Below are 23369 nucleotides of genomic sequence, written 5' to 3'. Positions count from 1 at the left end.
ACATGATACCATTCCCATGATCTAAAGATCAGAGGAGTAGCAAAATGACAATAAAAGTAGTAACAGATAGCGGTTCCGGTCTTTCTCAAAAGAAGGCGAACGCGTTAGGAATAGATTTTTTGCCGCTGCAAGTCATCGTGGACGATCACACGTATTTGGACGGGGTGGATTTGGACATCGACGATTTGTATGACCATATCGCGCAGGGAGCCAGCGTCCAGACGTCGCTGCCGCCCCTTGGCATTATGGAAGATTTGCTGGAGTCGTATGAGGAGCAAGGCGTGGATCAGGTGATTTTGATTACGCTTTCCAACGGGTTGTCGAGCACGAACAGCACGTTTCTGGCGGCGGCAAACCGGCACGGCATCCAGGTGCATACGCTGGATTTGTTCACGACGCTGGGCGTGGAGCATTATTGCGCGCTGGCGGCAGCCAGTCTGAACGACAAAAACGTGGCGCCTGAACAAATCGTTTCGACGCTGAAGGAAGCCATCGACCGTTCGGCTGGGTACTTGATCGCGGAGGATCTTGACCATTTAGCCAAAGGAGGCCGTCTGACGCCGATGGCCGCCAAGCTGGGCGGCATGCTGAAAATCAAGCCGATTTTGGAAGTTTCGAAAAACACCGGGGGAAAAGTCGATGTATGGAGCAAGGTGCGAACGATGAGCAAGGCCATCAAGACGGGCGCCGATCAAATTGGACAAAGCGTCGACGATCCATCCCAGTATGTGTTTTACGTGCTGGACGCGCGCAACGAGGAAGGGGCCCAAACCGCGATCGAGGAATTGAAAAGCGTTTTAGGGGACCAGGCGGATATCCGCCGCGAGCCGATGTACGCCGTGATCGCCTGCCATACAGGTCTTGGCGCGGTCGGCATGCAGTATGTAAAGAAAGTAAAAGGGGAATAACGTATGAAAATCGCATTTGTGACCGATTCGGGCACCGGTCGTTCCAAAGCTTATTGGGCGGAAAAGGGCATTTATTCCTTGCCGCTGCAAATCGAAGTGAATGGACACAGCTTCGATGAGGAGGAAACGATCGCGATACCGGATGTGCTCGACAATTTGCACGCGAAGCTGCCGATGAAGACGTCGCTGCCAAAGCTGGGCGAAATCGAGGATTTGTTCGAACAGTTGAAAAAAGAAGGATATGACACGATTTTCGCGGTCCCGATTTGTACCGGTTTGTCTTCGACGATGAACGCGATGGAAATGGCGGCCCGGATGCTGGAAATAGAATTTATCGGCGTGGACTGCTATTCGACGGCGGTCGTGCAAGCCGACATGATCCTGACAGCCAAAAAAATGTGGGATGAAGGAAAAACGATGGAGGAAATCATTCGCGAACTCAATCGAATCGCGGCGTCGTGCGACACGATTTTGCTCGTCGACGATTTGAACCATTTGAAAAAAGGAGGTCGTCTGACGCCAATGGCGGCCGCGCTGGGCGGACTGTTGAAAATCAAGCCGATTTTGCATCTCAACATGGAAACCGAGGGGCGCATCGACGTCCTCGACAAAGTCCGGACGATGAACCGGGCGCAGGACTATGTGATTTCCCGCCTGAAAAATCTGGGCGTCGACCAGGATTACACGGTGATCGTCGCGCATGTCGACGCGGCGGAAGCGGCGCAAAAATACGGGGAGAAAATCAAGAACGCCATCGAAGGCGTGAAGATCCGCTATATTGACTTGGTGAGCGCGGTCAGCGTGCACACCGGACTGGGCTGCCTGGCTGTACAGGCGTTCCGTCCGCGCTTTTCCTAGCGCGTGGCACCATCCATTGGGTGGTGCTTTTTTGTTGCCAAAAGCAAAAAAAGAAGAGGCGAACCTCTTCTCGTTAGTCGTTGTCCAGCTTGGCTGCTTTCGAGAACAGCACGTAGCCGATGATGAACATGAAGGTCAGGGCGGCGACACCAATGTTTTGATGACCGGTATACTGGGTGACCAGACCGACGACGAGCAAGCCCAAAAAGCTAGCGCCCTTGCCGCAAATGTCGAACAAGCCAAAATACTCGCCGCTCGCGTTTTCCGGAATGATCTTGGCGTAATAGGAACGGGAAAGCGCCTGAATGCCTCCCTGGAAGCATCCAACCGCGCCGGCCAAAAGCCAGAACTCCCACAGCTTGTCAAGCTGGATCGCGAACAAGGCGATCAGGAAGTAGGCGGCAATACAAATCTTGATGAGCCTGGCGGTATCGTATCGTTTCGACAGGCTGGCAAAGGTCAGACTGGCTGGAAACGCCACGATTTGCGTAAACAGCAACGCGAGCAGCAAACCGGTCGTATCCAGACCCAGGCTCGTTCCATACGCGGTCGCCAAGTCGATGATCGTGTACACCCCGTCGATGAAAAAGAAGAACGACAGCAAAAACAAGAACACTTTCCGTTCCTTTCGAATCGAGGAGAGCGTTTTCTTCAACCGCGAAAACGTATCCACGACAACGTGGCGCTGCGGTTCAATGTAGTGCTTTTGACGATAGGCTTTGGCAAGCGGCAGCGTGAAGGCGATCCACCAGCCGGCGTTGATCAAAAACGCGATCATCATCGCGGTGTGCATCGTGATGCCCAGCTTGTCGTAAAGCAGGACGAACACGAGCGAGATGACAAACGGGATGCAGCTGCCGATATAGCCGTAGGCGTAGCCCTGGCTGGAAACCGAGTCCATGTTTTGCTCGGTCGTGATGTCGACCAGCATCGAATCGTAAAAGACAAGCGAAAGCGAGTAGCAGATCTTGGCCGCGATATACAACACCAAAAACGAAAACCAGTACGACGGGATCCAGAAGCACGCCAGCGCCAGGGCGCCAAGCAGGGCGCTCGTCAAAAAGACGCGTTTCTTGCGGCCTTTGTAGTCGGCAATCGTGCCCAGGATCGGACCAAGCAAGGCGACGATGATCGTCGAGATGCTTGTGGCGTAGGACCAGTAACTGAGATAGTCGCTTTCCGCGACGCCTGCCGCCGATGAAAGCGAGTTGAAATAGATTGGCAGGATCGTGGAAACGAGCAAAATAAACGCCGAGTTTCCAATATCGTAACAAATCCACTTGAGTTCAAGCTTTGTGAGTTTCTTCATGAATGTTTTCCTCATTTCTTTTAATACAAAACTATGATACACGAATTTTTAAATTTTCAAACACATTTTCGAGTTGGTTGGAAAACTTTACCTGAAAAGCGTGCGTGAAAGCGTTTGAAAGGAAGTATGGTAAAATAAAAAACAAACACAAAGAAAGCAGAGGAGAACTATTTATGACGTATTGGCTCGATGCCTACTTTTATTTTATCGTATACAGCGTGGCGGGCTGGCTGTGCGAAGACGTGTATGTCGGAATCGGAAAGAAGAAGCTTGTCAACCGCGGATTTCTTTACGGACCGTATTGTCCGATTTACGGATTTGGCGCGCTCATCGTCCTTTATCCTCTCATGATGCTGGGCGACCATCCCGTGCTTGTGTTTTTCGGGGGCATGGTGCTGACGAGCGTGCTCGAGTACTTTACGAGCTGGATCATGGAAAAGCTGTTTCACGAGCGCTGGTGGGACTACAGCACGTACCGGTTCAATATCAACGGCCGGGTGTGCTTGCTGAATTCGGTCTTGTTCGGCTTGATGTCGCTGGTCGTCGTCTTTTTGATCCAGCCGCACGTCGAGGCGTGGGCGCACTCGATTCCGCTGCCGGCGATGGAAACGTTTTTGACGATTTTTACGATTGGCTTTTTCGCGGATCTTATCGTGACGTGCGTGCATTTGGTGAAGCGGCGCAACGTTTTGCAAAAGCTGCACAAGCAAATCGAGGCTTTGCAGACGCAGTTCGAGGAGGAAACCTCGATTCGTATCCGTTCGATGCACGACCAGCTTACCGAAGTGTCGACACGGATTGGCGAATGGGTCGAAAACCGTCCCGAGCTGGCCGACCGGCTGGACGAGCTGAACAAAACGATGGAAAAGATCCAGAAAATCCGGACGCAGCGGTTGTCCAAGGCGTTTCCTTCCCGTTTCATTACCGGACCGATGCAGGATTCGCACGTGATCGCCAAATATTTGCATCAGCGCGGACAAGAACAAAAAGAGGAAAATCAGGAACATTGACGGATGTTCCTTTTCTTTTTGAGGTATAATGGAAGCGATGAAAAATCCGAATCGAATCCGTTACACAAAATACATTCTTTTGCAGCGTATGGGCTGGATCTTCGCCGCGCTGACCGTTGTCGTGTCCATCGAGTACCGAACGTGGTTTGGCGTCTTGTGGATCGCGCTTTTCCTGTTTTTCTCATGGCGCTGCCGGATCCGGGCGAAAATGGCGCGGTGCGGCCTGGCGGGTGAGGAACAGACACAAAGCCTGCTGGAAGGACTGCCGAAAGGCTACACCGTCTTAAACAACGTCGAGCTGGAAGTGGGAGGCCGTCGTAGCGAAATTGATTTGCTCGTGGTCAGCGAATCCGGCTTGTTCGTGGTCGAGGTCAAAAACCACAGCGGCAGGATCTTCGGGCGCAAAGGACAAAACACGTGGCGCCAGGACAAGCGGCAGGAAACAAAATATATGAAAAATCCGCTGCACCAGCTGGAGCGGGAAATGAGGCTTCTGCGGCAGACGCTGGCTTCTTTTGGCGTGGCGGCACCGATTCGCGGGTGCGTGTTTTTCTCGAACGCCCGGGCCATCGACGTGGACTCGGGCGCGGTGCTGACCAACGGCAAAGCGCTGCTGGCAAGGATCCAGTCGTTTTCCGAACCGGTTTTGCGCAAGAGCGAGATCCGGAAAATTGTGCGAATTTTACGTTGATTTTCCCAAAGGGATTGTGCTAAGATATTGGAGCAAGTTTGCGCTTGCTCTCTGTTTCATTTTTTGAAACCAAATCAGTCCAAAGGGAGGTGTACGCATGAAAAAATATGAAATCATGATTATCGTGAACGCGTCTTTAGACGATGCTCAATTCGAAGCACTGGAAAAAAGACTTTTCGCTCCGATCCTGGAAAACGGAGGTTCGATCGACAATGTCGACAACTGGGGCGTTCGTGAGTTCGCGTATGAAATCGACCACATGAAAAAAGGTCATTACGTCGTTGTCAATGCGACGGCCGACAATGCGGGAATCGAGGAATTCCAGCGTCTGTGCCGTATCAACAACTCGGTGATCCGCATCATGGTCGTGAAAACTGAAAGCGAAAAATAATAGAGGAAAAACAATATGATCAATCGAGTGGTATTAGTAGGACGTCTTACAAAAGATCCTGAGCTTCGCAAGACGCAAAGCGGAACGAGCGTCGTATCGTATACGATCGCCGTCAATCGCCGCTCCCAGACGCCCGGCCAGCCGGACGCGGATTTCATCAGCTGCGTGGCATGGAACAAAACGGCCGAACTGATGGCGCAGTACCTTCACAAGGGCTCGCTGATCGGTGTCGAAGGCCGCATCCAGACCCGCAATTATGAAAACCAGCAGGGACAGCGCGTGTACGTGACGGAAGTCGTGACCGACAACGTTCAGTTCCTCGAGCCAAAAAACGCGCAGCCGCAGCAAAACGCGTACAATTCGTACGGCAACTCCAATTCGTACAATTCGTATTCGCAGCCGCAGCCCGCGCCGGTGAATCCTTACGCCCAGCCGGTGGATGACGGATTCAGCTCTGCTTTCGATGCGAATGACACGCTGGATATCGCCAGCGATGATTTACCATTCTAGAAAGGAACAAGAGATGGCTTTTAAAAAACAACGTATGGGTCGTAAAAAGGTTTGCTATTTTACGAAAAATAAAATCAAGGAAATCGACTACAAAGATGTAGAACTTTTGAAACGTTTCATCAACGCGAACGGAAAAATCATTCCTAGACGCGTAACCGGAACCCGCGCGAAATACCAGAGAATGCTGGCAACCGCAATTAAGCGCGCGCGTCAAATGGCTCTGCTTCCTTACGTAGTAGACTAATCAAGCAAAAGCGACAGGCGAAAGCCTGTCTTTTTAGTTTGGGCGGGATAGGAAAAAACGCGGTTGTGTATTATAATCTCTATTATGAATTCAACAATCAAAACCCGGCAGATCACCCGTGGGGCGATGGTTTGCGCCATCTACGGCGTGATGTTGCTGGTCAATCAACAATTTGCGTTAGCGCTTGAAGAAAGCATGTCCTGGCTGTTCGCCTTTCCGATTCTCATTTACGCGGCCCAAAATCCGGTCGCGATCGCGGGGGTGTGCGCGCTCGCCATGGCTCTCGAGTCGTTTTTGTTTGGCGGCTTTACGACGTGGTTTTACAGCTGGACGTCGATTTTGATCGGCTTGTGCTATGGAATCGGCGTGTACAAACGATGGAGCAACGGACTGAAGCTTGGCGTCACGTTCGTCCTGTCCTGCGTTTCCTATGGCTTGATTTTCGCTGTTTGGGCCGGGATCTTCGGCCTGGATCTGCAAGAGGATTTTGCATGGATCCAGCGCTGGCTTCCTTTCGTCGACTGGCGGGTTTTTGTGGGCGCGGTGGTGTTTTTGCTGTCGCTGCTGCAAACCGTCTGCATCCATTTGCTGGCGGTCATGGTGTGTATCCGGATGAAAATCTGGATTCCGCCCATTCGAAAAGTGGCGCAGATCCGGCCAAGACGCTGGATTGGATTTGTCACGATTGTCTTGCTGGCTCTGTTTTCTATGAGTCAAAGTATGGTAAAATATTCCTCAGAGATTCAGGATATCGTGATGATGGCCACGTTTATTGATTTATGCGTGCTGGATTATTACGGTATCGTCTATATGATGGATCGCTGCATTCGCTACAACAAGCGCTCGCTGACGTTTTTTGCGATCCTGGGCGGGTTTGTCCCGGGGCTGAATTTGATCTGGATCGTGCTCGGCGAGCTGGATTGTTTGATTGGCTTGAGGAAAGATAGAGGAAAATGATGAAAAAATACACGAAATGGCGCAATCTCATGATTGTCTTGATGGTGATCGTCGTCGGGCTGCTGGCCTATATGATTTGGGCCCACGACTGGGTGTCCGTCGTTCTGCTTGTTTTAATCAGCGGGCTGTTTTCAGCCGTCTTTATCGGTTTTTGGCACAATTTGAAAAAAAGAGGCTTGCAGACGGAATTCGATATTTCGCGAATCCTTGGCCGGGATGCCAAAGACGCCCTTCAGGTGGGGGATGTCGGGATCTTGACGTACAACGACGAATTCGTCGTCACGTGGGCGAGCGATTTTTTTCGCGAGCATGGCATTGATATCGTCAATAAAAAGGTGACGTCGTGGATCGAGAACATCCGCGAGCTTTTCGACGAGGACGTCGATTCCGTCATTGGAAAGTACGAGCACCACGTTTACGAAGTCATTAAAAAAGAAGACGCGCAAGTGCTGTACGCGCGCGACATCACCGAGCTGTACAAACTGCGCAAGCACCAAAAACAAAACGAAGTCGTGGCCGCCTTGATGCAGCTGGACAACTACGTGGAATACCAGTCGTATGAAAACGAGGACGTAATCGCGAAAATAAACACCCACTTGCGCACGCCGCTGGTTACCTGGGCAAAAGACCACCGCATGCTCGTGCGCCGCATTCGCTCGGATCGGATCTTCGTGCTGTTCAACCGGGAGATTCTCGACCAGATCCGGCACGAGAACTTCACGATCTTGCAGATCATCAAGGACGAGGCGGCGAAAATCGACGTGTCCATTACGCTGAGCGTCGCCATCGCGTATGGAACCGACGATTTCGAGGAATTGAACACGATGCTCAACGAGCTGATGGAGCTGGCGCAAAGCCGGGGCGGCGACCAGGCCGCCATTCAATGCGCGGGGCATCGCGTCCACTACATTGGCGGAAACTCGGAAACGAGTTCCCAGCGCTCCAAGGTCCGGGTGCGGATCATGGCCCAGTCCATCCAGGAGGCGATCAAGGAAAGCGGCCGGGTTTTCATTGTCGGCCACGTCAATTCGGATTACGACTGCATGGGCGCGGCTTTGTCCATGTCCAACTGGTGCCGGGCGCTGCATCGCAACGCGTTCATCGTTTTGCAGGATGTGCCACGCGACCATCAGCTTCAGGATACGATGGACCACTATAAACAGGCGATTGGGGAGCGCCACCGGTTTGTGACGGTGCAGGAAGCGATGGAAATGATCGACCCGAAAAACGATTTGGTCATTATGGTGGATCATGGCGTCCCGATGATTTCGTCGTCGAAGCCTTTTATCGACCGGATGGAACGAATCGTCGTGATCGACCATCATCGCCGCAACGAGCACTTTGTCGTCCACCCGCTCATTACGTATGTGGAAAGCCAGGCCTCGTCGACGTGCGAGCTGATCGCCGAGCTGATTCAGTCGATCCCAAACCACATCCCGATCTTCGAGGCGGAAGCGACGATTATGTATTTGGGATTGCTTGTGGATACGAACCGCTTTAAAATGCATACGTCGGCGCGTACATTCGAAACGGCGGCGACGTTGCGGATCTGGGGCGCCAACGCGAATTTCGCCGAAAAGGCGCTGTGCGAAAACATCGGCGATTTCCGGCTGCGAACCGAGCTCGTTTCGCAAGGGGAAATGTTTTTCGATCATTTTATCATCGCGGCGATCGAGGACAAGGAGCTCGATCGGACGATGATGTCGCAAGTTTCGGACTCGCTGCTGAAAATTAAAGGATGCCAGGCGTCTTTCACGATTGCGCGAACGAAAGCCGATCCGAACTGCGTGGCGGTCAGCGCCCGCAGCGACGGCACGTTCAACGTGCAGAAAATCATGGAGAAGATGCATGGCGGCGGTCATTTCGCGGCGGCCGCGCTGGAGCGCAAAGACACGACTGTGGGCGCCATCAAGGACGAGCTTCTTAAATGTTTGAAGGAGGATTTACAAAAATCATGAAAGTTATATTGCTGAAAGATGTGAAAAACGTCGGAAAAAAAGACGAAGTCAAGGAAGTGAACGACGGCTACGCCTCCAATTTCCTGTTTAAAAACAAAATGGCCGTTCCTTATACGAAGGGAAGCCAGAAGGTGCTGGCCGCGCAACTTAGTCAAAGAGCGGCCAACGAGGCGCAGCTGGAAAAGGAAGCCAACGAGTTGAAGGAACGGTTGAAGACGATGACGTTCGAATTCAAGCTGAAAGTCGGAAAAAACGGCAACGTGTTCGGCACGGTTTCGAACAAGCAAATCGTTCAGGCACTCGACGAGGCCGGGATTCAAATCGACAAGAAGCGCCTTCACAAAGAGGAGCCCATCAACTCGCTGGGAACGACAATCATCAAAGTGGATTTATATCGCAACAAGGTGATTGGGGAAATTAAAGTGCACGTCAGCGAAAAGGAGTGATCCATGGCGAAGGAACTTCCGAATTCGCAAAAGATCGAGCAGGCTTTGCTCGGTTCTTTAATGGTGTACTCCAGCGTGATGGCGACATGCACGGAACTGGATTTGACACCCGAGGAGTTTTACTTGCCCGCGCACGCCCGGATTTATCAGTGCATGCAGGAGCTAAGCGATTCGGGCCATCCGCTCGACCTCAACAATTTGATTACCCGGTTGCAGGACAAGGAGGAGCTTGAACGCGCCGGCGGGGCGGACTACATTATCAAGCTGATGGATTCGGCCATTTCGCCAGCGAACACGCACTCGTATATCGAAACGATCAAAAACAAGGCGCAGATGCGTGAACTCATCATGGCGGCCGACCAGATCGCGCAAAACACGTACGATTCGACGGACGATATCGACACGCTGCTCGACGAGGCGGAACGGGGCATCATGAACGTGACCCGGCACCGGCGGGGAACGGAATTTGAAAGCAGCCGCCAAATCGTGGAACGCGTCATCGAGGAGCTGAACCGCTTAAAGACGATGGACGGGGTGACCGGCATTAAAACCGGCTATTCGGATCTGGACCGCTACACGAATGGATTCCAGCGGGGCGACTTGATCATTTTGGCGGCGCGTCCCGCGATGGGAAAGTCGGCGCTGGCGCTCAATTTCGCCTCCGAAGTCGCCAAGCACAACAAAGACGAGGCGGTGGCGATTTTCTCGCTGGAAATGCCAACCGACTCGCTTATGAAGCGTTTGCTTAGCGCGGAAAGCGACGTGCAAGCCACGAAGCTGCGGGACGGGTCTTTATCCAACGAGGACTGGTCGAAGCTGTACGAAGGCGGCAACCGGCTGAGCGAGCGGAAAATTTTCATCGACGACACGTCGAGCATCAAGGTTTCCCAAATCTTTTCCAAGTGCCGCAAGCTAAAAAGCGAGTACGGCGCCTTGTCTTTGATCGTGATCGACTATTTGCAGCTCATTACCGGAACGCGCGCCGACTCCAGACAACAGGAAGTGTCGGACATTTCCCGAAACCTGAAGATCCTGGCCAAGGAGCTGGATTGCCCGGTTATCGCGCTGTCGCAGCTAAGCCGTGAAGTCGAGAAGCGAACCGACCACCGGCCGCAGCTGGCGGATCTTCGGGAATCGGGGTCGATTGAGCAGGACGCCGACATCGTCATGTTTTTGTATCGTGAAAAGTACTATGAACGTGAGGAAGAGGAAGCGGATAAAAAAGACACCGAGCTTGTCGACTTGACCTTGGCCAAGCACCGAAACGGCGGCCTTGGCGACATCAAGCTCGTGTTTCAAAAGTCGATTTCCAAATTTTCCACGTGGGATCAGACAAATCGGGGAGATGATATGTATGCGAATTGATTTATTGTGCAGCGGCTCCAAAGGAAACTGCTGCCTTGTGCGCGCCAAAGACACGCAAATCGTGATCGACTGCGGCTCGACAAAGCGGTATTTGACGCAGTCACTGCAAGCGGTGGGCGCGCAAATCGGACAGACGGACGCGATCTTGCTGACGCACAGCCATTCCGACCACGTGTCGCAACGCAAGCTGTTTGCCCAGATCCCGATGTATTCGTATTGCGAGGTGGAAGGCTTCGAGCGGCACACTCATGTCGAGCCGCTGGAGCAGTTCCGGATCCGGGAATTGTCGATTCGCCTCATTCCTTTGTCGCATGACGCGCCGAAAACGGCGGGATATGTCATTTCGGACGGGGAGCAGACGCTCGTGTATATTACCGATACGGGCTATATCGCCAATTCGAACAAGCCGTATTTGAAAAACGCCGACTACTATATTTTCGAAAGCAACCACGACGTGCCGATGCTGATGGGGACGAGCCGGCCGCTGTATTTGAAGCAGCGGATCTTGTCGCCAAGCGGACACTTGAATAACGAGGATAGCGCGAAAAACCTGACGGAGCTTGTCGGCGAGAACACGACCGACATCGTGCTGGCGCATTTGTCGCAGGAGGCCAACACGCCGGAGCTGGCGCTAAAGGCGCTGCACGCTTGTTTTGCGCGCAAGCAAATTCCAACCGACGGCATGCAGATCCGGGCGGCGGAGCAATTTCAAATCGAGACGATTGAACGCGGCTCGTGTGCCTGAAAAGGACGCGAACCGTTTTTTTTTGGCGTATTTTCGCGTTTTCACATATTTCCTATATTTTGGTCCAAAGTGAAATTTGGACGGTTGAGTGGATTTTATTTTTTGAAAAGCTGCTATAAATATCTTGCAACTTTTTGGCTCCCGGATAGCTAGATGGTTTTTTTTGATATGCAGGTTTGCTATAATGGGGACGATAAAAAGGTGGTGAAACAGATGCTTAAGGTAATTGATCATCCACTGATCCGTCACAAACTGACTGTGATGAGAGATAAAGACACGGGAACCAAAGATTTTCGCGACAATCTCGATGAGATCGGGGGATTGATGGTATATGAAGTGACGCGTGACCTTCCGCTCAAGGATCTTGAGATCGAGACGCCGATTTGTCCATACGTGGCCAAGACGCTGGCGACACCGATCGTTGTGGCGCCGATTTTGCGGGCCGGTCTGGGAATGGTGAGTGGAATTCTTTCGCTCATTCCAACGGCGAAAGTTGCGCATATCGGATTGTATCGGGACGAGGAGACGCTGGAGCCCCATACGTATTTTGAGAAGTATCCAAAACACATGGACGAGTCGACGGTGATCATCGTGGATCCTATGCTGGCGACCGGCGGTTCAAGCGCGGCTGCGATCGACATGGTGAAACGCCAGGGAGCGACGAACATCAAGCTCGTATGCCTCGTTGGCGCGCCGGAAGGCGTGGAGCTGATCGAGAAGCTGCATCCGGATGTGGACATTTATTTGGCGGCGCTTGACGAACGCCTGAATGAGAATGGCTACATCGTTCCCGGACTTGGCGATGCGGGGGACCGTATTTTCGGGACGAAGTAATGAAACCGGCGCAGTTTCCCGGCTTTCTGCTTGTCAATTTGCTGGTGTGCCTTTTGATTGGCTACCTGTTGGATGACTGGCTTCACACGACGCCGGTGTTTCTGGTCGTTTTTGTTTTGTACGCATTGATTGGAAGCTTTGCGCTGCTGCTGTATAAAGGGAAAAAGAAACATGGATGATTTAAAGAGACTGTTTGTCGAAACGACGAAAGATTCGCTGTTGCTCGCTCTTCCATGTGCATGTGCCGCTTTTTTTTGCTTTGGATGGCTTAGCGGGCTTGGCGTGGTTGTCGGCGTCGTCACCGGACAGGTGGGACTGTGGATGATCATCCGGTTCGCGAAGTCGATCACGACGCATAAAAAGGCGGATCGGGCGGGACTTACCCAGTATGTTCTGCGCTATTGTATGTACGGGATCGTCATGGTCGCGTTCGCTTGCGTGCATGTGCCGGTCCTGGCGATGCTGGCTGGCTTCATGTGCAGCAAAGGCGCGCTTTTGATGTATTCCCGAAAACTGAGAAAGGAGGCAGACGATGCCTGAAGTTAGTGAGGTCGTGATCCGCCTGGGCGGTTTCACGATCGAAATCCAGCAATCCATCTTCGTCTGGCTTTGTATTTGTGTATTGGCGATGTTCTTCTTCTACTTTGCCGGGAAGAAGATCGAAAAAGCGGATCCTTCCAAGCCCACCCAAGGGCTTGTGTACGTCTGCGAGGAAATGTACAACTTGATCCTGTACGTCGTGCAGGGCAATTTGAAGGAGACGACGACACATTACATTCCAATGTTTGGAACGCTGATCCTGCTGATGGTGGTAGCCAATCTGACAGGACTGATCGGGCTTCAGAACCCGACTTCGAACGTGAGTTTCAACGCGACGCTGGCTTTGACGCTGTGGCTGATGATCCAGGGCAACGCGATCAAAAAAGCGGGACTCAAAGCCCGTTTAAAGGAACTGACGGAGCCGATGTGGCTGCTGACGCCGCTGAACATCATCGGCGAGCTCGCATTGCCGATTTCATTGACGATGCGTTTATTTGGTAATATTTTGGCGGGAAGTATCATTACGCTGCTTGTGTACACGCTGATCAAAAACATCGCGCCTTGGGGTTATCTCGGCTTGACGCTGACCCCGTTCCTGCATATGTATTTTGATATCTTCTCGGGTGTGATTCAGACTTACATCTTCTTCACGCTGGGCTCGTTCTTCCTAGGACAGCAAGTCAGCAAGCAGGAAGATTAAGATAAATTTTAACAGGAGGAAACAACATGGGATTTAACGAATTTTTCGTACAAGGTATGGCATTGTTAGGTGCCGGCATCGCGATGGTTGCCGGACTTGGTCAAGGTATCGGGCAAGGTTTTGCCGCTGGTAAAGGTGCTGAAAGCGTTGGACGCAATCCGGAAGCAGCCGGAAAGATCCAGTCCATCATGGTCCTTGGTATCGCGCTTGCCGAAACGACCGGTATCTACTCGCTTGTCATCGCGATCTTATTGATCTTCATCAAAGGTTAAGATTGCAGGGTGATCGGTGATGATAGATTTTAACATTGATAACTATCTGCGAATTTCACTGACCGATGTAATATTAGTATGTATTTCCACCGCGCTGATCGTTTTGTTCGCCAAGCATTTTTTCTGGAATAAGATCATTGCTCTCGTGAAAAAAAGACAAGATCTCATTCAGGAAAACATCAATGCGTCCATCGAACTGAAAGAGGAGGCGCTTGAAACGAAAGCCGCGTACGACGAGAAGATGAAGGGCATCGGAAAAGAGGCGCACGCCATCATCGAGTCCGCCAAGCAACAGGCGAACCAGGAGAAGGCGCAAATCCTTTCCGAAGCGAACGCCCAAGCCACTCGAATCAAAGACGCGGCCCATGAAGACATAGAACGGGATAAACGCAAGGCGGAAGCGGCCATGAAGAGCGCCATTAGCGATGTGGCGATCGAAGTGGCCAAAAACATCGTTCAAAAAGAAATGGATGAAAAAACACAGCAAGCCTACGTCGATGCGTTTATCGAACAGGCAGGGAATAACGAATGGTAGCCAGTTACAAACCGTACGCCAGTGCGCTTTTTGAAATCGCGCAGGAACAAGGGAAGGAACAAGCGTATCTGGACGAGTTGAGAAACCTCGAGCAGATCTGGAAGTCCAACGCGGACTTCGCCCTCGCCCTCTCGCATCCAAAAATCGCGAAAGCGGAAAAAAGAGAATGGCTCCGACAGGTCTTCGCCTCGGGCGTCGATCCGGTCGTGCTCAATTTCCTGTATGTGCTAAACGAGCATGGAATCGCGGCGCATGTGCCCGAGATCGCGGACGAGTACGCGGATTTGTATCGCAAGAGCGAGCAGATCGAGGAAGTGCATGTGCAAAGCGCGACGGCGTTGAGCGAAGCGCAGATAGAAGCTCTTTCCAAAATGCTGAAAGAGAAACTGAATAAAAACGTTGAACTGACGGTCGACGTCGATCCCGACTTGATCGCCGGTCTGAAAGTCAAAGCGAAAGACATCGTGCTGGACAACACGGTGAAGACGCGCCTTGACAATCTAAAAGAGAAATTGAATGAAAAGTAGGTGAAACAATGAGTTTAAATCCGGTAGAAATCAGTAAACTGATCAAAGCCCAGATTCAAAACATCGACCAGGACCTCGAAATGAGCGAAACAGGTACGGTGCTTTCCGTCGGGGATGGAATCGCAACGGTTTACGGATTAAAAGACGCCATGATGTCTGAACTTCTTTTGTTTCCGCATGATGTATATGGTATGGTCATGAACCTGGAGGAAGACTCCGTCGGAGTCGTTTTGATGGGGGAAAACTATGACATCAAAGAAGGAGACCTCGTAAAGAGAACAGGCCATATCGTGGAGGTTCCGGTCGGAGACGCCATGGTCGGACGCGTTGTCAACGCGCTCGGACAGCCGATTGACGGCGACGGACCGATCGAAACGACGAAAATGCGTCCTGTGGAGCGGGTCGCTCCGGGCGTTATGACGCGGAAAAGCGTATCCGTCCCTTTACAGACAGGGTTGAAAATCATCGACTCCATGATCCCGATCGGACGTGGACAGCGTGAGTTGATCATCGGAGACAGACAAACAGGAAAAACGGCAATCGCCATCGACACGATCTTGAACCAAAAAGGAAAAGACGTTCTTTGTATTTACGTGGCGATTGGTCAAAAAGCGAGTACAGTCGCGCAAATCGTGGAAAAGCTGAAACAGCACGACGCGATGAAATACACGACGATCGTCGTGGCGACGGCTTCCGAGCCGGCGCCTCTCCAGTACATCGCGCCATACGCGGGATGCGCCATTGGCGAGGAATGGATGGAAAACGGCAAAGACGTGCTCATCGTCTATGACGATTTAAGCAAGCACGCGGTGGCGTATCGAACGATGTCGCTGCTGCTGCGTCGTCCACCTGGACGCGAGGCGTATCCGGGCGACGTCTTCTATTTGCATTCCAGATTGCTGGAACGGGCGGCCCGTCTGAACGAGAACTATGGAAATGGTTCTTTGACCGCGCTGCCAATCATTGAAACGCAGGCCGGCGATATTTCGGCGTACATTCCAACCAACGTCATTTCCATCACGGACGGGCAAATCTTCTTGAAGACCGACATGTTCAACGCCGGTATCCGTCCGGCGGTCGACTCCGGTTTGAGCGTGTCCCGTGTTGGATCGGCGGCGCAAATCAAGGCGATGAAGCAAGTGTCCAATTCGCTAAAGCTGGAACTGGCGCAATACCACGAAATGGAAAGCTTCGCGAAATTCGGATCCGATTTGGACGCGTCGACGACCGAGGTGCTCAACCATGGCGAACGGCTGACGCAGCTGCTCATTCAAAAGCAGTACGACCCGATGCCGGTGGCGCAGGAAGTGCTTTCCTTGTTCGCGGCGAAATACAAGTATCTTAAATCGGTTCCGGTCGACAAGGTTTTGAAATACGAGCACGATATGCTGGCGTTCATCGAACGCGAATACCCGTATATCCTTGATCAAATCAACAGCGAAAAAGCGCTGTCGGACGATTTGATCGCCCAAATCCGCAAGGCGCTTGACGAGTTTGCGAAGGAGTTCGCCATAACAGAAGGAACTGGCGATGGCACAAAGTAGACAGGATATTCAATCGCGGATCGCGTCGGTCGACTCGACGAAAAAGATCACGAAAGCCATGCAGCTGGTCGCCAGCAGCAAGCTGTCGAAACAGCGCGAGGCGATGGAGCGCAACCGCGAGTACGCGCACGCGTTGCAAAACCTGCTGACGCTGATCGTCAACGCCGCCGGAAAGAACGATCCGTACTTGAAGGAAAACGAAGGCAAGCCGGCGTTCGTGTTCGTCATCACATCCGACATGGGGCTGTGTGGCGGCTACAACGCCAACATTTACCGGACGGTTTTGCAGGATCTTTCCCAAAACGACCGGATCGTGATGGTCGGCAGCCGCGGGGCGCAGTGGGCGCAAGCCAAGGATCTTCATTGCGATGCCACATTGATTGATTTAAACGAAGACACGGCGTATATGGATCTGGCCAACCAGATGCAGCTGGCGCTCGATTTGTTCAATGAAAAGAAAATTTCAAAAATCGAAGTGCTGTATACGCATTATAAAAATACTTTGACATTTATTCCGGTTCTCGAGACGATCATTCCGGTCCGTATCGAAAAAGAGCAGGAAAAGCACAATCCGGTGCAGACGATTTTCGAGCCGAACAAGGCGGCGATGCTTTCGAGCATCGTGCCGATGGCGGCAAAATCCGTCCTCTATTCTTTGTATCTTGAATCCAAGACGAGCGAACAAGCTTCGCGAAGAATGGCGATGGAGTCGGCAACGGACAACGCGACCGAGCTCCAGGAACAGCTTGAACTCGCTTATAACCGGATCCGTCAGGGCGCGATCACGCAGGAAATCACCGAGATCGTCGGTGGAGCGAACGCGCTCGCATCCTAAGGAGGTAGTGGATGGAAAACGTAGGAACTGTCGCCCAAGTCATCGGGCCGGTTGTCGATGTCAAATTTGACGAAGACCACCTGCCTGACTTGCTGACGGCAATTAAAATAAAAAAACCAGACGGGGACGACCTCGTCGTGGAAGTGGCCCAGGGCATCGGCGCCGATATGGTGCGCTGCATCGCGATGGGCAGCACGGACGGTTTGGTTCGCGGCATGAAGGCGATCGACACGGGAAAACCGATTCAGGCCCCGGTCGGCCACGGCGTGCTCGGCCGGATGTTCAACGTGCTTGGACAGCCAATCGACGGGCTGGGCGCGGTCAAAACCGATACGGAAATGTCGATTCACCGCAAAGCGCCGGCTTTTGACGAGCAGGCGACTTCGAGCGCCATTTTGGAAACGGGAATCAAGGTCATCGACTTGTTGTGTCCGTACGCCAAAGGTGGAAAAATCGGCTTGTTCGGCGGCGCCGGTGTCGGAAAAACCGTATTGATCCAGGAGCTGATCCACAACATCGCCAAGGAGCATGGCGGCAAATCCGTCGTCGTTGGCGTTGGCGAGCGGACACGTGAAGGAAACGACATGTACTGGGAAATGAAAGAGTCCGGCGTATTGGATAAGACCGTCCTCGTTTACGGACAGATGAACGAGTCGCCAGGCGCCCGGATGCGGGTTGGCTTGACGGGCTTGACGATGGCGGAGTACTTCCGCGATGTCGAGCACCAGGACGTGTTGTTGTTTATCGACAACATTTTCCGATTCACCCAGGCCGGTTCGGAAGTCAGCGCCTTGCTGGGTCGGGTGCCGAGCGCCGTAGGCTACCAGCCGACGTTGGCGACCGAGATGGGACAGCTGCAAGAGCGGATCACGTCGACGAAAGACGGTTCGATCACAAGTATTCAGGCGGTTTATGTGCCGGCCGACGACTTGACGGACCCGGCGCCGGCGACCACGTTTACGCATTTGGACGCGAAAACCGTCCTTTCCCGTGATATCGCCGCCCTTGGTATTTATCCGGCGGTGGATCCGCTGGATTCCTCGTCGCGAATGCTCGATCCGCTTGTGGTCGGCGAGAAGCACTACAAGGTGGCGCGCGGAGTGCAAAGCATTTTGCAGCGCTATAAAGAGCTTCAGGATATCATCGCGATTCTTGGTATGGATGAATTGTCCGAAGAGGATAAGAAAATCGTAAACCGCGCCCGCCGTGTCCGGAACTTCCTTTCCCAGCCATTCAGCGTGGCGGAAGTGTTCTCGGGCATTCCAGGCCAATACGTGCCGGTTGACAAGACGGTCGATGATTTTGAAAAGCTTTTGAACGGCGACTACGACGATTTGCCGGAGCAGGCGTTCCTGTTGGTCGGAACGATCGAGGACGCCATCAACAAGGCGAAGAAGATCGAGGCTGAGTCATGATCAAAATCAGGGTCGTGACACCATTAGGCGAATATCTCGACCTTGACGTCAAAAGCATCCACGTGAAAAGCGTGGAAGGGGAAATGACGATTCTTCCAAAACATATGCCGATCGTGGCGGCGCTCGTTCCTTGCCGGCTGAAATTGAAAGACGGAAACGACAAGGATCTCGACTACGCGATCGCGGGAGGATTTTTGCATTTCGGAAATGATGAAGCGCTTTTGCTGACGGATGCAATCGAAGGCAAAGACGAGATTGACTTGGAACGGGCGAAAAAAGCGTACGAGCGTGCGCGCGCCCGCATCGACAAAAAAGACACCACCACGAATATGAAACGGGCGGAGCTCTCTTTGCAAAGAGCGCTCAACCGAATCAGCGTTCACGGATAGAAACGAAGAGCCATGAAAATGTGGCTCTTTTTTTGTTGAGTATCCATTTTCTTCTGAATAAGCCATTTCATCATGCGCGATGATTCCAGGCATGGTTATCCCTTGGCAAAGAAGAAAGAATGACGTGTCTGTTTTTGTGAAAATATGGGATGTGCTTGAAAACAGTCTTAAGTTATATTAAACTAACTAATTGTTAAAGGAGACTAACTCATGATTGATAAACGATTGCTTCAAGCATTCCCGGACAGCATGCCGGGCATTCGAAAAAACATATTTTGCCAATGGATCGGCTTGCTTGCCAACACCGCGTTGAGCGGCTGCATCGCGTGGCTTATCGCCCGGACGATGGCGGGCGCGCCGGTGAACGTGGGCGCCACGCTGCTGATCATGGCAGGATGCATCGTCGTGCGGTTGATCATGAACCAGCAGGCGACGATGGCGAGCTTTTCCTCAAGTACGGTTGTGAAGGAACAAATGCGCGACAAGCTCTTTTCCAAGCTCGTCCAAATCGGACCCGGCTATTTAAACCGGTGGTCGACCGCGGAAATCGTCCAGCTGTTTGGTGAAGGTGTCGACCAGCTCGAAACGTATTTTGGCAGCTACATTCCGCAGTTTTTCTACGCGCTGCTCGCGCCGCTCACGCTCTTTGTCGTGACGTTGTTTTTAGACTGGAAAGCCGCGCTCGTCCTGCTCGTGTGCGTGCCGCTCATCCCGGCTTCGATTATCGCGGTGCAAAAGTTCGCCAAAAAACTGCTTGGCAAATACTGGGGCCAGTACACGCAGCTTGGCGACAGCTTTCTGGAAAACCTGCAAGGGCTGACGACATTGAAGATTTACGAGGCGGATGGCCTTCGCCATCAGGAAATGAACGAGGAAGCGGAAAAATTCCGCAAAATCACGATGCGCGTCTTGACAATGCAGCTCAATTCGATTTCCGTCATGGACCTTGTCGCCTATGGCGGGGCGGCCGCCGGCATCCTCGTCGCCCTGGGCGCGTATCAGAGCGGGACGATCACGTTGTTTCAAACGATTTTGATCGTTTTGCTGTCGGCAGAGTTCTTCCTGCCCATGCGAACGCTGGGCTCGTACTTCCACATCGCGATGAACGGCATGGCCGCCAGCGCGAAGATGTTCGCGATTTTGGACGCGCCTGTTTCGACGCGTCGTCAAAGCGATCTTTCCGGTCTGGACACGCTGGCTTTGCGTGACGTCGACTTCGCGTATGAGGAAGATTTGACGCTGCAAAACATCGACCTCGTCATTGAAAAAGGAAAGAAAACCGCGATCGTCGGCGAGTCGGGTTCGGGAAAAAGCACGATCGCCAAGCTGCTGCTGGGCCAGATCCAGGCCAAAAAAGGAACGATCGAGTGGAACGGCACGGATTTGAATGACATCCAGCTCGCCTCCTTGTATGCGCACGTTTCGTATTTAGGACACGAATCGACGCTATTCAAAGGCACGGTGCGGGATAACTTGCGCATGGCCGACCCGACGCATTTGGACGAGGCGCTCTGGAGAGCGCTCCAGCTGGCCGGCATTGCCAAAGACTTGGAAGAGGCGCAAGGACTTGACACCCTGGTTGAGGAAGGCGGCGCCAACTTCTCCGGCGGACAAAGGCAACGCATCGCCCTGGCCAGACTGCTGCTGAAGTCTGGCGATCTGATGATTTTGGACGAGGCGACAAGCAACGTGGACGTCGAAACGGAAGACCGGATCATGCAAGTTGTGCGCTCTTTGCGCGACAAGACGATTTTGTGCATTTCGCACCGCCTCAAAAACATCGTGGACGCCGACGTCATTTACGTGCTGCAAGACGGCCGGCTCGTTCAAAAAGGAACGCACGACGAGTTAGTGCAAACAGAGGGGCGCTACGCCACGTTATGGAACACGCAGCAAGCGCTGGAACGATACAGCCAGGGAGGACAATATGCATAAATCGAATCGACAAATTTTATCGAAACTCATTGTGTTCGTGAAGCCGATGCTGCCTGTCATGGTCATCGCCATCGCGATGGGGACGATCGGCTTTCTGGCCGCGATCCTCATTCCGGTGCTGGGCGCCCAAGGCGTTGTCCACATCATGGAAGGGCGGACATTGCGGACGATCGTGATCGCGATGGCGGCCTGCGCCGTGCTGCGAGGGGTTTTGCGCTATGCCGAGCAGGCGTGCAACCACTATATCGCGTTTCGGCTGCTTGCCCACATCCGCGATCTTGTGTTTGGTAAACTGCGCGCCTTGTCGTGCGCCAAGCTGGAAGGACGCGACAAAGGCAACTTTATTTCCTTGATCACAAGCGACGTGGAACTGCTGGAAGTGTTTTACGCGCATACGATTTCCCCGGTTTGTATCGCCTTGCTCGTATCAGCGATTTGCGTGGCGTGGCAGGCTTCGATGCATGGGGTTTTGGCTTTCATTGCTTTGGCGGGCTACGCTACGGTTGGTATCGGCATTCCGTTTTGGTTGTCGAAAACGAGCGCCAAAGCGGGCAAGGCGTTTCGCGAGCAGGCGGGCGCGCAAAACGCGATGGTGCTTGAAAGCGTGCGCGGGATGAAGGAACTGTTGTGGTTTCAGGCGGCAAATCGTCGGAAGGAACAAATCCTGCAAAGCACGAAAGAGCTTGCAAGCAAGGAAAAAAAGATCAAGCAAGGCATGGCGAAGGGCGTGTCGGCGACCAACGTGTGCGTCATCGCGTTTACAGTGCTGACGCTGCTGGCTTCCATGGCGCTCGCGCGGCAGGGAATGGTCGTTTCCGATGTCGTGCTAATGGCGCCGATGCTTATGATTTCCTCGTTTGGACCGGTGATCGCGTTGTCGAATTTAGGAACGGGTCTGGCGCAAACGCTGGGGGCCGGGGAACGGCTGCTCGACTTGCTGGAAGAGGAAGCCGCGATGGAAGAGGTGGAAGACGGGGCGGATGCCGCTTTTGGCTCGATCGCGGTTGAAAACGTAGATTTCGCGTATGGCAAGGAGCGGGTGCTTCAAAATTTCTCGACGCAAATTCCAAAAAACCGCATTTTAGGCATTCAGGGAAAAAGCGGCTGCGGCAAGTCGACGCTGTTGAAGCTGCTCATGCGGATGTGGGATGTCGACGAAGGTCGAATCTTGATTGACGAAAAATCCATTCAAGGGATCAACACCCGCTCGCTTCGCCGGCATGAAAGCTATGTCGCGCAGGAAACGGTGCTGTTTCACGACTCGATCGCGCGCAATTTGCGGATCGCGAAGGCGGACGCAAGCGACGAGGAGCTGGTGGCGGCTTGCAAAAAGGCGAGCATTCACGACTTTATCATGTCGTTGCCGCAAGGCTACGACACCCCGGTCGCGGAGCTTGGAAGCAGCGTGTCGGGTGGCGAGCGGCAGCGGCTTGGTTTGGCGCGCGCGTTTTTGCACGATGGCGACGTGCTGCTGCTCGACGAGCCGACAAGCAATTTGGATAGTTTGAACGAGGGCGCCATTTTGAAGGCGGTCGATGAAAACAAAGCAGGAAAAACGATTGTGCTCGTTTCGCATCGCACGTCTTCGTTGCAGTTCGCGGACACGATTTTGAAAATGGAGAAAACATGAAAAAAGACAAAGACCAAAAAAGAAAAGACGAGATTCGGCTGGTGGGCGAAATGATTCGTCTGTACTATAAACATCATGAAGGCGACGGGCAGGCGCTGATCGACTACGCTACGTTGCGCATCAACAAATGCCCGTTTATGGAAACGAAAACGTTTTGTTCGGCTTGCAAAGTGCATTGCTATCGAAAGGAAGAGCGGGAGCAAATCCGGGCGGTGATGCGTTACGCGGGACCGCGGATGCTGTTACGCCATCCGGTTTTGGTCATCCGCCACTTACTGGTGGAATGGAAAGAGAAAAGAGAGGGAAGGTTGAAGGCGGTATGAAAATCGTATACTTGATCATTGGGTTTTTGGGGCTTGGTCTGGGCGTGCTGGGAGCGATCCTGCCGCTGCTGCCGGCGTTTCCGTTTTTATTGCTGGCCGCCTTCGGATTTGGCAAGGGGAGCGATCGGCTTCATCGCTGGTTTCTTTCCACCAATTTGTACAAGGATAACCTGGAAAGCTGGGTGAAGGAGCGGGGAATGTGCCGGCGGGCGAAGATCCGGGTCATGGCGATCATCACGTTGACGATGGCGTTTGGATTTGTCATGATGGATCAGGTGCCTGTCGGACGAATCGTTCTTGTCCTGGTGTGGATCGGTCATGTGGCTTACTTTCGGTTTGGGATGAAAACGTTGGAGAATTAACAAAAAAAAGAATTTTCCTCTTTACAAATGCTCGATTTTTCGTTATTATAATTGAGCACATGGCGGTTGTGGTGAAGTGGTTAACACAACGGATTGTGGCTCCGTCATTCGCGCGTTCGATCCGCGTCAGCCGCCC

28 protein-coding genes and 1 tRNA gene are annotated in these 23369 nt (G+C 52.7%); 28 read left to right on the top strand and 1 reads right to left on the bottom strand.

Translation table 11 applies throughout. From position 1 onward, the window contains the following. The first annotated feature begins 44 nt into the window (after positions 1–44). Positions 45–908, top strand: coding sequence for a DegV family protein (locus tag ABNS49_RS06080; protein ID WP_135980992.1), 864 nt, complete (start codon positions 45–47; stop codon positions 906–908). A 3-nt stretch (positions 909–911) separates the two neighbouring features. After that, entirely contained in the window at positions 912–1766 is an 855-nt protein-coding gene (locus ABNS49_RS06075; RefSeq protein ID WP_135980993.1) for a DegV family protein, read from the top strand. 73 nt (positions 1767–1839) lie between these two features. On the opposite strand, the gene ABNS49_RS06070 is transcribed toward ABNS49_RS06075, so the two are convergent. Continuing rightward, positions 1840–3075, bottom strand: a complete 1236-nt coding sequence (locus ABNS49_RS06070; RefSeq protein ID WP_277820851.1) for an MFS transporter — start codon at positions 3073–3075, stop codon at positions 1840–1842. A gap of 173 nt (positions 3076–3248) precedes the next feature. Here ABNS49_RS06070 and ABNS49_RS06065 point away from each other — a divergent pair, with 173 nt between their 5' ends. The 26 genes from ABNS49_RS06065 to ABNS49_RS05940 all read left to right on the top strand — a co-directional run bounded on the left by ABNS49_RS06065 (position 3249) and on the right by ABNS49_RS05940 (position 23368). Beyond that, positions 3249–4085: a putative ABC transporter permease gene (locus tag ABNS49_RS06065; RefSeq protein WP_135980995.1), complete on the top strand. Its 837-nt coding sequence runs from the start codon at positions 3249–3251 to the stop codon at positions 4083–4085. A gap of 37 nt (positions 4086–4122) precedes the next feature. After that, positions 4123–4776 carry a nuclease-related domain-containing protein gene (locus ABNS49_RS06060; RefSeq protein WP_168353638.1) on the top strand — a complete coding sequence of 218 codons (654 nt, stop codon included), beginning with the start codon at positions 4123–4125 and terminating at the stop codon, positions 4774–4776. 97 nt (positions 4777–4873) lie between these two features. Next, positions 4874–5167 (top strand): 30S ribosomal protein S6, encoded by a 294-nt coding sequence (gene rpsF / locus ABNS49_RS06055; protein ID WP_135980997.1) that lies wholly within the window; start codon positions 4874–4876, stop codon positions 5165–5167. A gap of 15 nt (positions 5168–5182) precedes the next feature. Next, positions 5183–5677 (top strand): single-stranded DNA-binding protein, encoded by a 495-nt coding sequence (gene ssb / locus ABNS49_RS06050; protein WP_135980998.1) that lies wholly within the window; start codon positions 5183–5185, stop codon positions 5675–5677. Positions 5678–5690: 13 nt separating this feature from the next. After that, positions 5691–5921: a 30S ribosomal protein S18 gene (rpsR, locus tag ABNS49_RS06045; RefSeq protein WP_003864783.1), complete on the top strand. Its 231-nt coding sequence runs from the start codon at positions 5691–5693 to the stop codon at positions 5919–5921. Positions 5922–6005: 84 nt separating this feature from the next. Further along, the gene (locus ABNS49_RS06040) at positions 6006–6878 is read left to right on the top strand and encodes a hypothetical protein (protein WP_289108234.1); all 873 of its coding nucleotides are present in this window, start codon (positions 6006–6008) and stop codon (positions 6876–6878) included. Then, positions 6875–8836, top strand: a complete 1962-nt coding sequence (locus tag ABNS49_RS06035) for a DHH family phosphoesterase (RefSeq protein ID WP_348688057.1) — start codon at positions 6875–6877, stop codon at positions 8834–8836. Before ABNS49_RS06040 ends, ABNS49_RS06035 begins: the two co-directional genes overlap by 4 nt. After that, complete coding sequence (gene rplI, locus ABNS49_RS06030) at positions 8833–9282, top strand: 50S ribosomal protein L9 (protein WP_135981000.1); 450 nt, start codon at positions 8833–8835, stop codon at positions 9280–9282. The genes ABNS49_RS06035 and rplI overlap by 4 nt, the downstream gene beginning before the upstream one ends. Before the next feature lie 3 nt (positions 9283–9285). Then, positions 9286–10647: a replicative DNA helicase gene (gene dnaB, locus ABNS49_RS06025; RefSeq protein WP_135981001.1), complete on the top strand. Its 1362-nt coding sequence runs from the start codon at positions 9286–9288 to the stop codon at positions 10645–10647. Beyond that, complete coding sequence (locus ABNS49_RS06020; RefSeq protein ID WP_135981002.1) at positions 10637–11392, top strand: MBL fold metallo-hydrolase; 756 nt, start codon at positions 10637–10639, stop codon at positions 11390–11392. The genes dnaB and ABNS49_RS06020 overlap by 11 nt, the downstream gene beginning before the upstream one ends. Before the next feature lie 213 nt (positions 11393–11605). Next, positions 11606–12226 (top strand): uracil phosphoribosyltransferase, encoded by a 621-nt coding sequence (gene upp / locus ABNS49_RS06015; RefSeq protein ID WP_135981003.1) that lies wholly within the window; start codon positions 11606–11608, stop codon positions 12224–12226. Continuing rightward, a complete protein-coding gene (locus ABNS49_RS06010) occupies positions 12226–12405 on the top strand; it encodes an AtpZ/AtpI family protein (RefSeq protein ID WP_135981004.1) in 180 nt (59 codons plus the stop codon). The genes upp and ABNS49_RS06010 overlap by 1 nt, the downstream gene beginning before the upstream one ends. Beyond that, the gene (locus ABNS49_RS06005; RefSeq protein ID WP_135981005.1) at positions 12398–12766 is read left to right on the top strand and encodes an ATP synthase subunit I; all 369 of its coding nucleotides are present in this window, start codon (positions 12398–12400) and stop codon (positions 12764–12766) included. The genes ABNS49_RS06010 and ABNS49_RS06005 overlap by 8 nt, the downstream gene beginning before the upstream one ends. Continuing rightward, a complete protein-coding gene (locus ABNS49_RS06000; RefSeq protein WP_135981006.1) occupies positions 12759–13466 on the top strand; it encodes a FoF1 ATP synthase subunit a in 708 nt (235 codons plus the stop codon). The genes ABNS49_RS06005 and ABNS49_RS06000 overlap by 8 nt, the downstream gene beginning before the upstream one ends. Positions 13467–13492: 26 nt before the next feature. Next, the gene (gene atpE, locus ABNS49_RS05995; protein ID WP_135981007.1) at positions 13493–13738 is read left to right on the top strand and encodes an ATP synthase F0 subunit C; all 246 of its coding nucleotides are present in this window, start codon (positions 13493–13495) and stop codon (positions 13736–13738) included. A 19-nt stretch (positions 13739–13757) separates the two neighbouring features. Beyond that, positions 13758–14273: a F0F1 ATP synthase subunit B gene (gene atpF, locus ABNS49_RS05990; RefSeq protein ID WP_135981008.1), complete on the top strand. Its 516-nt coding sequence runs from the start codon at positions 13758–13760 to the stop codon at positions 14271–14273. Continuing rightward, positions 14267–14800, top strand: coding sequence for an ATP synthase F1 subunit delta (gene atpH / locus ABNS49_RS05985; RefSeq protein ID WP_135981009.1), 534 nt, complete (start codon positions 14267–14269; stop codon positions 14798–14800). The genes atpF and atpH overlap by 7 nt, the downstream gene beginning before the upstream one ends. An 8-nt stretch (positions 14801–14808) precedes the next feature. Further along, positions 14809–16344 carry a F0F1 ATP synthase subunit alpha gene (gene atpA / locus ABNS49_RS05980; protein ID WP_135981010.1) on the top strand — a complete coding sequence of 512 codons (1536 nt, stop codon included), beginning with the start codon at positions 14809–14811 and terminating at the stop codon, positions 16342–16344. After that, a complete protein-coding gene (atpG, locus tag ABNS49_RS05975) occupies positions 16331–17179 on the top strand; it encodes an ATP synthase F1 subunit gamma (RefSeq protein ID WP_135981011.1) in 849 nt (282 codons plus the stop codon). The genes atpA and atpG overlap by 14 nt, the downstream gene beginning before the upstream one ends. A gap of 11 nt (positions 17180–17190) precedes the next feature. Continuing rightward, complete coding sequence (gene atpD / locus ABNS49_RS05970; protein ID WP_135981012.1) at positions 17191–18594, top strand: F0F1 ATP synthase subunit beta; 1404 nt, start codon at positions 17191–17193, stop codon at positions 18592–18594. Beyond that, the gene (atpC, locus tag ABNS49_RS05965; RefSeq protein ID WP_135981013.1) at positions 18591–18983 is read left to right on the top strand and encodes an ATP synthase F1 subunit epsilon; all 393 of its coding nucleotides are present in this window, start codon (positions 18591–18593) and stop codon (positions 18981–18983) included. The genes atpD and atpC overlap by 4 nt, the downstream gene beginning before the upstream one ends. 210 nt (positions 18984–19193) lie before the next feature. Then, the gene (locus ABNS49_RS05960; RefSeq protein ID WP_135981014.1) at positions 19194–20918 is read left to right on the top strand and encodes an ABC transporter ATP-binding protein/permease; all 1725 of its coding nucleotides are present in this window, start codon (positions 19194–19196) and stop codon (positions 20916–20918) included. Continuing rightward, positions 20911–22548, top strand: a complete 1638-nt coding sequence (locus ABNS49_RS05955; RefSeq protein ID WP_135981015.1) for an ABC transporter ATP-binding protein — start codon at positions 20911–20913, stop codon at positions 22546–22548. Before ABNS49_RS05960 ends, ABNS49_RS05955 begins: the two co-directional genes overlap by 8 nt. Continuing rightward, the gene (locus ABNS49_RS05950) at positions 22545–22871 is read left to right on the top strand and encodes a nitrous oxide-stimulated promoter family protein (protein WP_135981016.1); all 327 of its coding nucleotides are present in this window, start codon (positions 22545–22547) and stop codon (positions 22869–22871) included. Before ABNS49_RS05955 ends, ABNS49_RS05950 begins: the two co-directional genes overlap by 4 nt. Then, positions 22868–23233: a YbaN family protein gene (locus tag ABNS49_RS05945; protein ID WP_135981017.1), complete on the top strand. Its 366-nt coding sequence runs from the start codon at positions 22868–22870 to the stop codon at positions 23231–23233. Before ABNS49_RS05950 ends, ABNS49_RS05945 begins: the two co-directional genes overlap by 4 nt. Positions 23234–23295: 62 nt before the next feature. After that, positions 23296–23368: transfer RNA gene (locus tag ABNS49_RS05940), tRNA-His, on the top strand. Position 23369: the final 1 nt, after the last annotated feature.

Source organism: uncultured Dubosiella sp., assembly GCF_964018005.1.
In the GTDB taxonomy this organism is placed as follows: domain Bacteria; phylum Bacillota_I; class Bacilli_A; order Erysipelotrichales; family Erysipelotrichaceae; genus Dubosiella; species Dubosiella muris.
Note: the sequence above shows the minus strand (reverse complement) of the source record. Positions and strands in the feature narration are given on the sequence as shown.

What these genes read in the sequence shown, in the direction of transcription:
- atpH (WP_135981009.1), top strand. Translation starts at nt 14,267, where the DNA reads ATGGTAGCCAGTTACAAACCGTACGCCAGTGCGCTTTTTGAAATCGCG.
- atpF (WP_135981008.1), top strand. Translation starts at nt 13,758, where the DNA reads ATGATAGATTTTAACATTGATAACTATCTGCGAATTTCACTGACCGAT.
- atpG (WP_135981011.1), top strand. Translation starts at nt 16,331, where the DNA reads ATGGCACAAAGTAGACAGGATATTCAATCGCGGATCGCGTCGGTCGAC.
- rpsF (WP_135980997.1), top strand. Translation starts at nt 4,874, where the DNA reads ATGAAAAAATATGAAATCATGATTATCGTGAACGCGTCTTTAGACGAT.
- ABNS49_RS06000 (WP_135981006.1), top strand. Translation starts at nt 12,759, where the DNA reads ATGCCTGAAGTTAGTGAGGTCGTGATCCGCCTGGGCGGTTTCACGATC.
- ABNS49_RS05955 (WP_135981015.1), top strand. Translation starts at nt 20,911, where the DNA reads ATGCATAAATCGAATCGACAAATTTTATCGAAACTCATTGTGTTCGTG.
- ABNS49_RS05945 (WP_135981017.1), top strand. Translation starts at nt 22,868, where the DNA reads ATGAAAATCGTATACTTGATCATTGGGTTTTTGGGGCTTGGTCTGGGC.
- atpC (WP_135981013.1), top strand. Translation starts at nt 18,591, where the DNA reads ATGATCAAAATCAGGGTCGTGACACCATTAGGCGAATATCTCGACCTT.
- ssb (WP_135980998.1), top strand. Translation starts at nt 5,183, where the DNA reads ATGATCAATCGAGTGGTATTAGTAGGACGTCTTACAAAAGATCCTGAG.
- atpE (WP_135981007.1), top strand. Translation starts at nt 13,493, where the DNA reads ATGGGATTTAACGAATTTTTCGTACAAGGTATGGCATTGTTAGGTGCC.
- ABNS49_RS06070 (WP_277820851.1), bottom strand. Translation starts at nt 3,075, where the DNA reads ATGAAGAAACTCACAAAGCTTGAACTCAAGTGGATTTGTTACGATATT.
- upp (WP_135981003.1), top strand. Translation starts at nt 11,606, where the DNA reads ATGCTTAAGGTAATTGATCATCCACTGATCCGTCACAAACTGACTGTG.
- ABNS49_RS06040 (WP_289108234.1), top strand. Translation starts at nt 6,006, where the DNA reads ATGAATTCAACAATCAAAACCCGGCAGATCACCCGTGGGGCGATGGTT.
- ABNS49_RS06035 (WP_348688057.1), top strand. Translation starts at nt 6,875, where the DNA reads ATGATGAAAAAATACACGAAATGGCGCAATCTCATGATTGTCTTGATG.
- dnaB (WP_135981001.1), top strand. Translation starts at nt 9,286, where the DNA reads ATGGCGAAGGAACTTCCGAATTCGCAAAAGATCGAGCAGGCTTTGCTC.
- ABNS49_RS06075 (WP_135980993.1), top strand. Translation starts at nt 912, where the DNA reads ATGAAAATCGCATTTGTGACCGATTCGGGCACCGGTCGTTCCAAAGCT.
- atpA (WP_135981010.1), top strand. Translation starts at nt 14,809, where the DNA reads ATGAGTTTAAATCCGGTAGAAATCAGTAAACTGATCAAAGCCCAGATT.
- atpD (WP_135981012.1), top strand. Translation starts at nt 17,191, where the DNA reads ATGGAAAACGTAGGAACTGTCGCCCAAGTCATCGGGCCGGTTGTCGAT.
- ABNS49_RS05960 (WP_135981014.1), top strand. Translation starts at nt 19,194, where the DNA reads ATGATTGATAAACGATTGCTTCAAGCATTCCCGGACAGCATGCCGGGC.
- rpsR (WP_003864783.1), top strand. Translation starts at nt 5,691, where the DNA reads ATGGCTTTTAAAAAACAACGTATGGGTCGTAAAAAGGTTTGCTATTTT.
- ABNS49_RS06080 (WP_135980992.1), top strand. Translation starts at nt 45, where the DNA reads ATGACAATAAAAGTAGTAACAGATAGCGGTTCCGGTCTTTCTCAAAAG.
- ABNS49_RS06010 (WP_135981004.1), top strand. Translation starts at nt 12,226, where the DNA reads ATGAAACCGGCGCAGTTTCCCGGCTTTCTGCTTGTCAATTTGCTGGTG.
- ABNS49_RS06065 (WP_135980995.1), top strand. Translation starts at nt 3,249, where the DNA reads ATGACGTATTGGCTCGATGCCTACTTTTATTTTATCGTATACAGCGTG.
- rplI (WP_135981000.1), top strand. Translation starts at nt 8,833, where the DNA reads ATGAAAGTTATATTGCTGAAAGATGTGAAAAACGTCGGAAAAAAAGAC.
- ABNS49_RS06020 (WP_135981002.1), top strand. Translation starts at nt 10,637, where the DNA reads ATGCGAATTGATTTATTGTGCAGCGGCTCCAAAGGAAACTGCTGCCTT.
- ABNS49_RS05950 (WP_135981016.1), top strand. Translation starts at nt 22,545, where the DNA reads ATGAAAAAAGACAAAGACCAAAAAAGAAAAGACGAGATTCGGCTGGTG.
- ABNS49_RS06005 (WP_135981005.1), top strand. Translation starts at nt 12,398, where the DNA reads ATGGATGATTTAAAGAGACTGTTTGTCGAAACGACGAAAGATTCGCTG.
- ABNS49_RS06060 (WP_168353638.1), top strand. Translation starts at nt 4,123, where the DNA reads ATGAAAAATCCGAATCGAATCCGTTACACAAAATACATTCTTTTGCAG.